The organism is Planctomycetia bacterium (assembly GCA_015200345.1).
Classification (GTDB): domain Bacteria; phylum Planctomycetota; class Phycisphaerae; order UBA1845; family UTPLA1; genus PLA3.
This window is the reverse complement of the sequence record CP054187.1, coordinates 2,338,157-2,350,477: the sequence shown is the minus strand read 5'-3', so window position 1 is coordinate 2,350,477 and position 12,321 is coordinate 2,338,157. Positions and strand designations below refer to the sequence as shown.

13 protein-coding genes are annotated in these 12,321 nt (G+C 64.5%); 1 reads left to right on the top strand and 12 read right to left on the bottom strand.

The window, feature by feature from the left end; all coding sequences use genetic code 11:
* Positions 1–15: 15 nt before the first annotated feature.
* The 10 genes from flgK to HRU71_09540 all read right to left on the bottom strand — a co-directional run bounded on the left by flgK (position 16) and on the right by HRU71_09540 (position 8,393).
* Positions 16–1,719 carry a flagellar hook-associated protein FlgK gene (gene flgK, locus HRU71_09585; protein ID QOJ03719.1) on the bottom strand — a complete coding sequence of 568 codons (1,704 nt, stop codon included), beginning with the start codon at positions 1,717–1,719 and terminating at the stop codon, positions 16–18.
* Positions 1,720–1,722: 3 nt separating this feature from the next.
* Entirely contained in the window at positions 1,723–2,256 is a 534-nt protein-coding gene (locus tag HRU71_09580) for a flagellar protein FlgN (protein ID QOJ03718.1), read from the bottom strand.
* Entirely contained in the window at positions 2,253–2,621 is a 369-nt protein-coding gene (locus HRU71_09575) for a hypothetical protein (protein QOJ03717.1), read from the bottom strand. Before HRU71_09575 ends, HRU71_09580 begins: the two co-directional genes overlap by 4 nt.
* 8 nt (positions 2,622–2,629) lie before the next feature.
* Positions 2,630–3,793, bottom strand: a complete 1,164-nt coding sequence (locus HRU71_09570) for a flagellar basal body P-ring protein FlgI (GenBank protein ID QOJ03716.1) — start codon at positions 3,791–3,793, stop codon at positions 2,630–2,632.
* 11 nt (positions 3,794–3,804) lie between these two features.
* Positions 3,805–4,569, bottom strand: a complete 765-nt coding sequence (locus HRU71_09565; protein QOJ03715.1) for a flagellar basal body L-ring protein FlgH — start codon at positions 4,567–4,569, stop codon at positions 3,805–3,807.
* A gap of 13 nt (positions 4,570–4,582) precedes the next feature.
* Entirely contained in the window at positions 4,583–5,752 is a 1,170-nt protein-coding gene (flgA, locus tag HRU71_09560; protein QOJ03714.1) for a flagellar basal body P-ring formation protein FlgA, read from the bottom strand.
* A gap of 53 nt (positions 5,753–5,805) precedes the next feature.
* Entirely contained in the window at positions 5,806–6,615 is an 810-nt protein-coding gene (gene flgG / locus HRU71_09555; protein ID QOJ03713.1) for a flagellar basal-body rod protein FlgG, read from the bottom strand.
* Between the two features lie 50 nt (positions 6,616–6,665).
* Positions 6,666–7,424, bottom strand: coding sequence for a flagellar hook-basal body protein (locus HRU71_09550; protein ID QOJ03712.1), 759 nt, complete (start codon positions 7,422–7,424; stop codon positions 6,666–6,668).
* A 37-nt stretch (positions 7,425–7,461) separates the two neighbouring features.
* The gene (locus HRU71_09545) at positions 7,462–7,656 is read right to left on the bottom strand and encodes a hypothetical protein (GenBank protein QOJ03711.1); all 195 of its coding nucleotides are present in this window, start codon (positions 7,654–7,656) and stop codon (positions 7,462–7,464) included.
* A gap of 320 nt (positions 7,657–7,976) precedes the next feature.
* Entirely contained in the window at positions 7,977–8,393 is a 417-nt protein-coding gene (locus HRU71_09540; GenBank protein QOJ03710.1) for a hypothetical protein, read from the bottom strand.
* A gap of 157 nt (positions 8,394–8,550) precedes the next feature.
* On the opposite strand from HRU71_09540, the gene HRU71_09535 reads away from it, so the two are divergent.
* Complete coding sequence (locus HRU71_09535; protein QOJ03709.1) at positions 8,551–10,476, top strand: fibronectin type III domain-containing protein; 1,926 nt, start codon at positions 8,551–8,553, stop codon at positions 10,474–10,476.
* 256 nt (positions 10,477–10,732) lie between these two features.
* Here HRU71_09535 and HRU71_09530 read toward each other — a convergent pair whose 3' ends face one another.
* Positions 10,733–11,314, bottom strand: a complete 582-nt coding sequence (locus HRU71_09530) for a biotin transporter BioY (protein QOJ03708.1) — start codon at positions 11,312–11,314, stop codon at positions 10,733–10,735.
* A gap of 42 nt (positions 11,315–11,356) precedes the next feature.
* Positions 11,357–12,280, bottom strand: a complete 924-nt coding sequence (locus HRU71_09525) for a PhnD/SsuA/transferrin family substrate-binding protein (protein QOJ03707.1) — start codon at positions 12,278–12,280, stop codon at positions 11,357–11,359.
* Positions 12,281–12,321: the final 41 nt, after the last annotated feature.

Genomic DNA, 12,321 nt, shown 5'->3' with positions numbered 1-12,321 from the left:
GTTCGTCTCAATTCCTTACCGCACGATGCCCAAGAGCACCTGGAGCATTTCGTCCACCACGGTCATGTACCGCGCGGCGCCTTCATAGGCCCGCTGGTACGTAATCATCGAGATCGCCTCCTCATCGAGGTTCACCCCGCTGATGCTTTCGCGCTGGTTCGTCAGCGACTCGAACACGATCGCGCCGGCATCGGACGCGCTTTGCGTGCTCGCCGACGTCACCGCGATTTCCGCGACGGTCGATGCGTAATACTCATTCAGTGATGCGCCCAGCGCGGTCACGACCTTGTTCTGCAACGCCGCGATGTCCGTCGCGTTCGAGCCGTCGCCGGGCAGATCCGTCTTGCCCGCTGCCAGAAAAGCAGCGTTGTTCTTCACCACCGCGTTGATCTCGATATCGCGGCTCGTGCTGCCGGCGAAGAATGTGTTCACACCCACCGCCGCCAGAAATCCCGACGTGTCGTCCGCAAAGGAGAACGTGCTGCCCGCCGCCGCCGAAAGCTGCAAGCGACCGTCGGCCAGAACCGTGGCCGTGACGCCAGGCACGTTGGCGGTGATATCCGCCGCGACCGAGTTCAGCGACGAATCGCTGCCGATGCCGTCCAGATCGATGTGAATCTGATGCCGCGTGGAGACACCCGTCGCGTTGTCCTTCACGTCGATGAAGAACGAACCCGTCTTCGGCGGAAACGTAATGCCGTTGCCGGTCGTCGAAAGCGCGAGACTCGGATCCGTCGCCGCGTACGTCCCCGTCACGCTCGAGAAACCCTGCAACCCCTTGCCGCTCGCGTGAAGCTTGTTGACCTCGTGAATCAGCGCCGACGCCATCGCATCGAGCCGATCCAGTTGCGACTGCCCGTACGAATCGCGCGCCGTGATCAGCCCGGGGACGCGACCACTCGTCGCATCGACCGGGCCGTTGTGATGCTTGTACCGCACGACGACCGAAGCCAGCCCGTTGGCGTCGATCTCCGTCGTCGTCTTCAGCCCGAACGACTCGCCGAACTGAATCAGGGCGTCGTTGCCGACGTACACGTTGATCGCGCCCGACGGCTGCTCGCGCACCGTGATCTCAAACAGGTCCGATAGCTGACCCAGCAACTGATCGCGCTGATCGCGCAGTCCGGCCGCCGTCCCGCCCGACGACGCCTCCGCCGTGCTGATCTGCACGTTGAGCGAAGCGATCTGCGACGCGAGCTGATCGGCCTGCTGCACGGCGACTTCGATTTCGCGGTTGGCGTCGGTCCGAAGCGAAAGCAGATCGGCCCGCATCGAGCGAATCTTGTCGATGACCGCGCCGGCGCTCGTCGTGACCATGCTGCGCGAGGCGGTGTTTTGCGGATTGTTCTGCAAGTCGCCGACGGTCTTGAAGAACTCGCTCATGAGCGAGCCGAGATTCGTGTCCCCCAGCGGATTGAAAATGCCCTCGATCCGCGCCATCACGTCGCGCTGCGCGACCGACGATTGCACGTTCGACCCCGCCGTGCGCAGCCGCGCATTGAGCGCCTCGCTCACGTTGCGCCGTACCCCCGTCACGGTGACCCCGTAACCGACCTGGCCCACGCCCAGACTCGCCCCCGGCACGGCCGACAGGTTCGCGACGTTCCGCGCGTAGCCCGGCGTCCCCGCGTTGGCGATGTTGTGGCCGACAACCTGCAACGCCGCCTGATACGCGGCCAGCGCCGAGCGACCAATCCCAAGGGCTGAACTAAGTCCCATGTCTCATACCACCGTGTTGAACACCTGCGGTCCGGCCGGTCGTTCGACCCCGCCGCCCGCCGAGTACGTTCTGTTCGAATCATCCGGATGCACGAGATCGGCGAACACCGCTTTCATGTGCTGGAGCATCTGCTTGCAGACGAGCTCCACCACGCGATTGGCCCGCGCCACCGCCAGCATCTTCTCGCGCAGCACGTCCGCGCGATCGATCAGCTTCTTCGCCGCCGCCGGCTCCAGCCGCGCCGCCAACGCGCGAATCCGAACCGTCACATTGGCCGGCCACTGCATCCGCGTCGCCAGATCCGTCGCGACCGCCGCGCGCTGCTGATCCAGCTTCAGAATCTCGTCCGTCATCGCCGCCTCGCGCGCCGAAGCCTCCAGCATCGCCGGCACGTCCGACCGGCGCATCGACTCGAGCTTGTCCGCGATCACCGTGTGCAACGCCTCGTGCCGCGCGATCAACTGATCCAGCAGCCGCGCCAGCGCCTCCACACCCTGCGTCATGGGCGCCAACTTGTTCTTCGCGCTCGCCGTCATGACGCCGCTCCGTCCGTTGCATTCCCCAACCGTCGCTGCATCGAGCGATGAATCGCGTTGGACACCGGCTCGTTCTTCGAGCGACCGATCCGCTCCGCCAGGTGCTGCACAAGCTGCCCCTGGAACGCCTCTTCACCGCGACCGCCGTGAAACAGATCGCTTCGCAAACTCGATTGATTCATCTGACGCAGCAACTGGCCATAAAAAATGCTGCCGACCAGTTCGCCGACGCGCTTGCGACCGATCTCGCTCGCCGTCTTTCCCGCCGGCGCAGCGTCAATCGCGCGAGCCACGTTGCGCGCGGAATCCGCCGCGAGGCTTAGCGCCGCTTGTGGGCGTATCGAGAATGCCGGATTGATTTCCATGCTCGCGATTACTCCACCACCACCAGTTTGCCGGTCACCTTCCCCAGCCTGTGCAGGTTCTCGACGATTTCGATGATGTCCTTCGCCGGCACGCCCAGCGCGTTCAGCGAATCCACCAGCTCCTGCAACTTCGCACGCGTTGCATCATTCGCCCCGGCAACGCCGCCGCCCGGCTGAATCGCCGCCACGAACTGCTCACCGACCACCGGCGCATCCGCCGTCGGCACCGGCGGGGGCTGCCGCGTCATGATGGACATCCCGTTGTGCGAAATCACCGCGGGGCCGACTTCCACACCATCCCCAATCGCGATCGTCTGCGTCTTCCGGTTGATCACGATCCGCGCCTCGCCCGGAGGCATCAGCAACTCGGTGCTCTCGATCCGGCCGATGAACGCCGCCGGCCGATCACGCTCCTCCTCGGGAATCGTCACCACGACGTTCTTCGGGCCGATCGCTTCTGCCAATCGCCGCGACTGCCCCATCTCCGACACGCTCTCGTTGATCATCTGCGCAATGACCGACGCCAGCGCGTGGCTCGCATGCACGTCTTCGATCACCAGCGTGATCTGCCCTGCTTCGTTCACGTAGTTGTGGATGACATCCGCCTCCATCGTCGCCCCCTGCACGATGAGGCCGCTCGTCTTGACCGCCGGATCGGTCAGTCGCACCGATCCCGACGCGAACGCGAATATGCGATCCAGCCCCGGCCCCTGAAGCGGCGTCGGCACGAGGTAGCCGCCCATCAGGCTCTTCGCCGAACCGGTCGAATTCACCCGCACATCGATCCGGTCGCCCTCCCGCACGCCGTTCTCCGGCAGCGTTGCCTCGACCATGACGATCGCGACGTTCTTCGTATCCGCCAGCGCGGCCGCCGGAACGGGGATCTCAAACTTGGCGAGCATCGCCTGGAGCTGCATCACCGACGCGAGATACTTCCCGCCGTCGCCCGTGCCGGGCAACCCGATCACCAGACCGTAGCCCAGCAACCGGTTCTCGCGCCGGCCTTGCAGGTGCGTCACGTCGGCGATGCGCGTGGCCCGCGCCTCGGCCGCGATGCCAAGCAGAAGCAGCGCCGCGATCACGTGCACGCCGCGTGTCGACGCGAAGCGGTCTCGATCATTCGATCGGCCGCGCGGGCTGAAGCCCGCGGCTCGTTGTGTCAACTCAATCATTCCCAATCCCGTCAAAACGCCTTCGCCGTATCGAGGAATTCCTTGAACCAGCCGCGCTTCACCGCGTCACGCACCGCGCCGTCGTTGTCCGTCTTGATGACAAGGTTGAAAATCTTGTCGCTGGTCACGTTGCCGTCCGGGGCGATGTCGGTCTTGTTGCACTCGCCGGTCATCAGGATGAACTGCTTTTCGTCGTCGATCTCGACCTGCGTCAGCGCGAAGATCGTGAGATTGCCGTTCGGCTTCACGTCCACGACTTTCGCCTTCAAGCGCGTCTCGAACACGTCGCGCCGATCGGACACGCCCCGGTTTTGAATGTCGTTCTTGTGATCCAGCTTCACCTCGGGCGTGCCACGCTCGAAATCCTGCTGCACCAGCTTGCGATCATGAAACCGGAACCACGCCGCCAGCTTCGACTGGAGATTCCACTTGTTTTTCTGCTCCAGGCGCGAATCCGTCTGATACCGCAGCCGGTGCCGAACGATCACACCGATGAAGTCGTTCACGCCGATCGCCTTCGGCTCCGGAGGAGCGATCGACGTGAGCGAATACTGCACCAGCGCGAGGTTGCGAGACGGCGGCGGAATCACCATCGGCACCTGCGGAATCGCCGCGCCGTTCTCCGCTCGAACCGCTCCGTTGATCGCCGGCTGCGTCGTTGCGCCGGCCTGCTGCATGGGCTGCGCCTGCGCGCGATTGAACAGCGACGACGACTGCCCCGCCGCCATCGCCGGCGCCAGACCGAGCACAACCAGTCCCATCACGTACCGACGCATCACGTCTGCTCCTTCAGCGGCTTGCCAGGCGCATCGAATCCGAGATCGTCACCGTCCCAGGCCCCGTCACCACCGCTTCGATCAAATCCTGCTTGCGCTTCGTCCCTTCACGGCGAACAGAAATCACATCCCCCAGCCCGCCCGCCTGCTGGGCGCGACCCGATGCCTTCACAACGACTCCGCCGCGACGAATCCAGATCGTCACCGCATCCCCACGCTCCACCACCGGCGCGGCCTCGATCGATCCCGCCGTCACCATCGCGCCCGCCGCGATGAAGTCCCGCGTGCGCTGTCCGACCGCTGCGCTCACGTCCGTCAACCCGATATCCGCCGCGTCGGTGAACCGACGCTCCTGCACCGCCAGGTCCGCCGGCTCGATCAACCGGCCGCGGTTGATCGGCCTCCGCGCAACGACCACTTCGCGCAGCACGGCGACCTCGGCGACCAGCGGTACCTCGCGCGTCGCCCCATCCGCCGAATGCGACCGCACCTCCAGCGTGACCAGGCCCGGCGCCACGGGCGACGCCGCATGAATCTCAAAGTGATGGCTTTCGGCCGGCAGCGCAAGATCTAGCCGATTGGCACGGCTGAAACGCACGTCTATGCGACCGGGCAGCCCCGCCAGCCGAGCAGCCAGGAATTCGCGAACCTCCGTCTCCAACGTCCGCACGTCGCGCGCCGTCGGCTCCTTCGCCTGAACAGACGGTGCCATGACGCCGCGCTTGGCGCGCCGTTGAACCCCTGTGTTTCCGGCGGATGCACGAACCGGCTGCGACGACCGACGCGGCGCGCCCAACGGCCGCGACACTTTGCACCGGGACGCGCCCAGCAACCGCACCTCGGCAAGGTTCGCACCGCCGTCCACCAGCGCCCGGCGAACATCATCGTGCGTCAACAGCGCCTCCCCCCCTTCGCACGGCGCAGGCGAGACGACCGCTGCTTCCAGCCGGGCGCGCTCGGCGCGCGAAAAATCCACAAACTCCGCCACATCCTTCAGCGTCACCTCGCCATCCGACACGACCGCCGACGGCCAGATGCGCACTTCACCGGCCGACGCCAAGTCCGGCAGCACAGGGCAAATGCAAATTGCCAGCGTGACCGTCAGGCGCGCCACGCACCCGCGCGGCGCGGGTTCTCCTCGCACGATCGCAGCGGTCCGGCTGGTCATCATCCCTCGTGTCATGCCTGCGTCTCCGACGTCATCCCGGATTCAGCGCGTCACGCGCCGATCCGCTGTTAGAATCTCCGAAGATTGTTCACCGTCTGAAGCGTCTGATCCGCGCTCTGGATCGACTGCGAGTTCAACTCAAACGACCGCTGCGTGCGGATCAGCTCGACCAGCTCCCGCACCGGATCGACGTTCGACAACTCCAGGTTCGCTTGAAGCAGCGAACCGGTCCCGTCCTGCGTCGGGTTCGCGATCAGCGGCGGGCCGCTCGCATCCGTCTGACCGTACAGGTTCTTGCCCAACTGCTTCAGACCCGATGGATTGATGAATCGCGCCAGCTGGATCTGACCGATGTCCTGAAACTCCAGCGCTCCCTGCGACCGCACCGCCACCAGCCCCTGCGGCGAGATCTGAACATCCACCGCGTCCTGCGGAATCGTGATCTGCGGCTCCAGCCGCGCCCCGAACGAATTCGCCAGCACCAGCTCGCCGTTGGCGTTCTTCGTGAAGTTGCCTGCTCGAGTATAGACAGTAGTCTCTTGTCCGTCGATGAACGCCTGCACCTGGAAGAACCCCTCGCCCTCGATGGCGAGATCAAACGGTTGCTGCGTCTGGTCAAACGACCCCTGCTCGAAGTTCAATTGCGTGTTCGAAACCTGCACGCCCAGACCCACCTGCTGACCCAGCGGCAGCGGCTGATCCAGCCCGTTGCGCACTCCCGGTTCTTCGATGGTTTGGTAGAGAATGTCCTCGAAGTTCACGCGCGAACGCTTGAATGCCGTCGTCTCGATGTTCGCCAGGTTATTCGCCGTGACGTCGAGCTTGAAGTCCATCGCCTTCATGCCCGTCGCCGCGGTATAAAGTGCCTGAATGCCCATGCTCAACCCTTCAACCGGCGAGCCACTCGCCGGCAAAACACCAATCGCCCTTATCCGACGCGCCCGAGTTCGTTCACCACCCGGCCCAGCGATTGATCCTGCATCGTGACCATGGTCGCGTTCATCTGATACGCCCGCGACGCCGCGATCATCTCCACCAGCGCCGCCGCCGGCTGCACGCCCGACGCCTCGTATGCCCGAGACACGATCTCGGCACGGCTCGCCCGCGACGCCTGACCGCCCGCGTCGAACAAATTCTCGCCCTGCGCAACCAACCCCTGCCGATCGGCGAACTCCACCACGCCCAGCCGGCCCGCAATGCTCTCGCCCTGCCACACCCGACCCGTCCCGTCGATCCGAGGCTTGTCACCGCTCAACGGATTCACCACGATCGGCCGCCCCTCCGACGAAAGCACCGGCGCGTTGCTGGCCGCGTGACGCAGCATGCCGCCCTGGTCCATCACCATGCGACCATCGCGCGTGTAACGCGGACCCTCGGCCGTCTGAACAGACAAAAAGCCCTCGCCGCGGATGGCCACGTCGAACGGGCTGTCCGACGGCACGATCGGGCCGTCGGTGAAATCTGTATAGATTTTTGTCTCGAATACGCCCCCGGTGAGCTCCGACCACGGCCCCGATAGCGAGGCCAAATCGCCGCGCGCACGAGCGGCGTTGAGGCGCTCCAGGAAGCCTACGCGCTGCGGCTTGAAGCCCGGCGTCTCCGCGTTGGCCAAGTTGTTCGCCAGCAGCGTCTGCCGGTAATCCTGCGCCAGCATGCCTCCGGCCGACTGCCAAAGTCCCTGAACCATGTCCCAGCGACCTCCTGTCGCCCCGGCCTCGTCGCTCCTAGCGATCGAGGCGTTTTGCTTCCTCGGCCCGCTCCCGGGTCGGCGATTCAATCATGTGCAGCGTCGCGGCGATCATCGCGCTTCGCACCACGGCCGCCCCCAGCCGTCGCAAGCCGTTCGGCTCGTGCCGATTTACCTCACGGCCCCACGTCGCTCGCAACGCATCACCGGTTGTCGCCGCTCGTTCGTTCATTCACGCTCGCTCACTCATGCTGACCACGCGCACGGCGCAGGCCGGACGCCGTCTGGCCTAAGCATCGGGCGTGCCAGCGCGCGAGGTTTGAGCCGGCATCAGCGCCTGCGATGTTCGCTAAGTTTCGATTTCTCGGTGGATTGAGTGCGAAAAAAAGTTGCGTGTCGCCCGATGAAGCGCCTCAATCACGCTTCAAGAATCACACCCCGCCGCGCATCGTCTGCCGACCCGCGACAACCATCGCGCGACTTTCGCCGGGAAAGATTTGATCAGAAATTGGTGCGTCGAGTGCGCACCCTACGGCATTCTCTGACCACTGCTCACTGACCACTTCCGACTGCTCCCTGCGGCAGCGGCATCCCCCGCTCCAGCGGCAGCGCGAACACAATGCGATAGACTGATTTCGGTCCACCCGCCGCGACGTAGTACGTCCGCCCTTCCATCAGCCGCGGCGGACGCCCGCTGGTCGGCACGATCTGCACAAACCCACGCGGCAACTCACCATAGACAATCGCCAACTCCCGCGCGGGGATCCCTTCGGCCGATTCCGCCGCCAACTGCCACACCGCCCCGTCTTCATCGCTTGCTACGGCGAACTCCGTCACACGCGGGCACACGAACGGCCGCGGCCAGCCCTGGTGGTCAATCAGAAATCGCACGGGATGGCTGGTCAGGTCCACGTCGATCGCACCCGGCCGATTGCAGCCGCACAGAAACACCCCCGCGGCAAACCCCATAATCCATCGGGCGTTTGCGCGCACACACCTGCGCCACCAAATTCGGTCCGCCATACCCGCGAGTCGGCGCGCGAATCGACCGAAAGCAATCAAGCATCGGCAAATTCCGCCGTTTTCGCTTTCATCCTGCATCCTTGCGTGCTTAAAATAGACCGTCATGAATGCATTCCGACCTGCTCGATTCCTGTGTCCGACCGTCCTCGTGCTGTTCGCAGGGCTGCCTTCCGCATTCGCCCAGCCTCGTGAAATCCCCAGTCGATTGGCCCCCACGCCGATCGACTCCGGCCCAGTGGAGAATATCGGTCGTTCCAACGACGCCGTCTTTGCGGAAACCATTCGCGTCCCCGATGCCTCATGGATCCGGCTCAAATTTGACGAGGTGCGGCTAGCGGGCAATGAAGCCGACGGAACCGGGTCGTTCCTGGTTATCACCTCGCTGCTCGACGGTTACTTCCAGATCCTGTACGCCTCGCACGTCCGGCAATGGCAGAACACCAGCGCCTATTTCAACGGCGATGCCGTGCGCATCGAACTCTTCGCCACCCCGCGAACCGGTGAGAATCGCATCGTCATTCGCGAGACCATCGCCGGAGAGCCGGTATTCGAAGAAGACGCCAACGAACGCAGCATTTGTGGCACCGTCGATGACCGCGTGCTGTCCAACGATCCGCGCGTCGGCCGCGCCATGCCCGTCACCTGCACGGCCTGGCTCTTCAATGATGAAAACAAGTGTCTGCTTACAGCCGGGCACTGTGCGGGGGCTTCGCTTCAGGTCATGCAGTTCAACGTGCCGCTGTCCACCTCGGGCGGCTCGACGGTCAACCCGCCGCCGCAGGATCAGTACCCCATCGACCCTGCCTCCGTTCAGTCGCAGAACGGCGGCGTTGGCAACGACTGGTGCTATTTCGGCTGCTTTAAGAACTCCAATACCGATTTGACCCCGGCCCAGGCGCAAGGGGATTACTTCATCCTCGCGCCATTCGCTCCGCCCGTCTCCGGCCAGGACATCCGCATCACTGGCTACGGCGGTGTCTCCGCGCCGGTCTCGCCGACTTGGAACTACGTGCAAAAGACGCACGTCGGGCCGTACGTCTCGCTCTCCGGCAACACCGTGCGTTACGCGACGGACACGACGGGGGGCAACTCGGGTTCACCCGTCATCGACGAGTCCACCGGCCTGGCGATCGGCATCCACACGCACGCCGGTTGCACAACCGGCGGCGGGTCGAACCAGGGCACGGCGATCCAGCACTCCGGCCTGCAAAACGCGCTGGCCAATCCCCAGGGCGTCTGCGACGACGACCTCGACTCGCCGGAGCCCAATCCGATGTTCTTCACCATCCCGCCGACGCCCACAAGTACGACAACCGTCGTGATGCAGGCCGCCGAGGCGACCGATAGCGGCTCGCCGCCGGTGCAGTACTTCTTTGACTACGTCAGCGGCGCGGGCGGCGGACAGGACAGCGGATGGACCACCGATCGCGACTTCTCGAACATCAATCTCACGCCGAACTCGGTTTATAACTACGTCGTCCGCGCGCGCGACAGCAACGCCCCCTCGCCCAACGTCACCGCGAACAGCTCCACCCTCACCGCCGCCATGCCGATTCAGACCCCGACCGGCGTCTCATTCTCCAACGTGACGCAAACGTCCATGACCGTGCAGGCCCTCGGCACCTTCACCAACGTCGGCTTCATCCAGACAGGATTCTATTACGAACTGACCCCGCCCGACGGCAGCGGCGCCAACGCCTGGATCACCGGCGCGGGAGCTACCAGCGTCAACCTCACCGGCCTGACGCCCTGCACCGAATACACCCTGCGCATCAAGGCGCGGAATTTTCAGGCCGACGAAACGCCCTTCACCGAGGCCGTCACGCAGTTCACCCTCGGCTGCCCGTGCGCCTTGTTGGGCGACATCGACAACGACGGCTTCGTGACCGGCGCCGACATCGCGGGGTTTGTTCGCGCCAAGCTCGGCTCACCGCTCAAGACCGACAACGCCGTCTGTGCCGATTACGCCACGGGCACACTTGAAGGCGACACGGCGCTCTTCACGGCGGACCTGCTGGGATCGAAATAAGGCAGACAGACCGTCCTGGAGGGTTCCAGGCATCACTGCTTCATGTTGTGCGCCGCGGCCTTCATGCCGCGACGACCTGGCGCGTTCTTTCGCGGCCGCGCTGCAACTCACCCTGCTGACAGCACTACAAGCTGTTTCACAATCCCCTCTCCCTTTCAGGGAGCGGGTCGGGGTGAGGGTGAATCCTTTCGTTTGAACTACTTTTCCCCCTCACCCAACCTCTCCCCCAACAGGGAGAGGAGTTTTGAAACCAGTTCTAGACTGACGGCTTGCCATCAATCTGCCGCCAGGCCCACGGCAGCGCCAAGGCCGCGAGAGCGATCTTGAGCACATCGCCCGGAAGGAACTTCAGCACGCCTTCGAAGAACGCGGCGCTGATGCCGACCTGAAACGCCAGCCAAAGGAATCCGCCGCACAGGATAATCACCTGACCGACTGCCATCGCCATGGCAGCCGTGGCGATTCGCCGGCCCATGCCCAATTCGCAGAGCGCTCCCACCACGGCCGCCGCGACCGGAAACGCAAACAAATAGCCGGCCGACGGACCGGCGAAGTAGGTGATCCCCGCGACCGGACCGGCGAACACCGGCAAGCCCGCGGCGCCTTCCAACAGATAAACCGCCAGCGCCGCCGCGCCGCGCCGCATCCCCAGTGCCGCGCCCACCAGCAACACCGCGAACGGCTGGAGCGTCATCGGGGCCGGCCACATCGGGAGTTGCACCTTCGCACAAAGTGCCACCAGCATCGATCCCGCAACCACCAACGCGAGGTCGGCGGCCAGGGAGCGGCGCCGGGCACCGGCGAAGAACAACCTGTCAGCAAGCGGGGCGTGCGTCATTGCGATTCCTCGATTGAATTCCATCCCCGGGGCGCGTATCCGTCAACGCGGCATCATCGCCTTCAATGCGTCATACTCGGAGCGATTCGCCGGGGCAAAGCCCTTCACCATTAATTGCTTGCAAATCGCCTCATTCTCCGCCGTGCGATTCAGCAAATAGTCCGTCAACTTCTTCACGTCGTCCTCGGCCGCGCCGGGCCCCGCCACGATCACCATTTCCGGGACCGGATCGGTCTCGCCGATCACCTTGAACTGATCCTTCGACGGGCCGCTGATCGGATTCCCTCCGGTCGATGGCAGCTTGTTGAAGACGGTCTCGTCGACCACGCCGGCATTCACCGTCAGATCCAGCGCGATCTTCACGGCCGCGTCGTTCTGAACATACAACCGCTGCTCCCAGCAGAACGGCGGCGGCAGCAACTCGGGGAGCAATTTATTCATCGGCACCCCGCCACGCTCCAGCGCCTTTCGCGCCGCGTAGTCCGTCAGCAAGTCCTTGTACGTCCCGAACGCAAATCGCTTCGCGGCGCAATCCGCCACCGATTTGAATCGCTGGTCACTCGCGCGCGCGATCAGCAGCCCCTTGCGCGACGTCCGACCCATCTCGTTTACGGCGCTGGCCAGCAATCTCAAATGCGATGCATCGGGGATTGAGGCGTATTCCTGGGCGGTCAATATGGCAAACTTCATGTCGCCCATCGTCAGTTGCTGGGCGATCGCCTCGCCACCGGGCTGCGGATTGAAACGTACCGGCCGACCCAGCGCCTCCTCCATGCCGGCGTGCAGCGCCCGGTATTCGGCCGGAATGCCGAACGGGTCGGCCTTGGTCGTGCCCACCATGATTACGTCGCGCATCGCGCTGTCGCCACCCGCCTGGGAACATCCGGCGCCTGCGATCAGCGCCAAGACCGCGACCCACGGAAACCTGGATTGAAGCAATCGGGCTGAACGAAACATGCGTGGCATGGCCGCTGCTCCTGAAGGGGGTTGCCGGTCGGGCTGACTGC

What these genes read in the sequence shown, in the direction of transcription:
- flgK (QOJ03719.1), bottom strand. Translation starts at nt 1,719, where the DNA reads ATGGGACTTAGTTCAGCCCTTGGGATTGGTCGCTCGGCGCTGGCCGCG.
- HRU71_09580 (QOJ03718.1), bottom strand. Translation starts at nt 2,256, where the DNA reads ATGACGGCGAGCGCGAAGAACAAGTTGGCGCCCATGACGCAGGGTGTG.
- HRU71_09575 (QOJ03717.1), bottom strand. Translation starts at nt 2,621, where the DNA reads ATGGAAATCAATCCGGCATTCTCGATACGCCCACAAGCGGCGCTAAGC.
- HRU71_09570 (QOJ03716.1), bottom strand. Translation starts at nt 3,793, where the DNA reads ATGATTGAGTTGACACAACGAGCCGCGGGCTTCAGCCCGCGCGGCCGA.
- HRU71_09565 (QOJ03715.1), bottom strand. Translation starts at nt 4,569, where the DNA reads ATGCGTCGGTACGTGATGGGACTGGTTGTGCTCGGTCTGGCGCCGGCG.
- flgA (QOJ03714.1), bottom strand. Translation starts at nt 5,752, where the DNA reads ATGACACGAGGGATGATGACCAGCCGGACCGCTGCGATCGTGCGAGGA.
- flgG (QOJ03713.1), bottom strand. Translation starts at nt 6,615, where the DNA reads ATGGGCATTCAGGCACTTTATACCGCGGCGACGGGCATGAAGGCGATG.
- HRU71_09550 (QOJ03712.1), bottom strand. Translation starts at nt 7,424, where the DNA reads ATGGTTCAGGGACTTTGGCAGTCGGCCGGAGGCATGCTGGCGCAGGAT.
- HRU71_09545 (QOJ03711.1), bottom strand. Translation starts at nt 7,656, where the DNA reads ATGAACGAACGAGCGGCGACAACCGGTGATGCGTTGCGAGCGACGTGG.
- HRU71_09540 (QOJ03710.1), bottom strand. Translation starts at nt 8,393, where the DNA reads ATGGGGTTTGCCGCGGGGGTGTTTCTGTGCGGCTGCAATCGGCCGGGT.
- HRU71_09535 (QOJ03709.1), top strand. Translation starts at nt 8,551, where the DNA reads ATGAATGCATTCCGACCTGCTCGATTCCTGTGTCCGACCGTCCTCGTG.
- HRU71_09530 (QOJ03708.1), bottom strand. Translation starts at nt 11,314, where the DNA reads ATGACGCACGCCCCGCTTGCTGACAGGTTGTTCTTCGCCGGTGCCCGG.
- HRU71_09525 (QOJ03707.1), bottom strand. Translation starts at nt 12,280, where the DNA reads ATGCCACGCATGTTTCGTTCAGCCCGATTGCTTCAATCCAGGTTTCCG.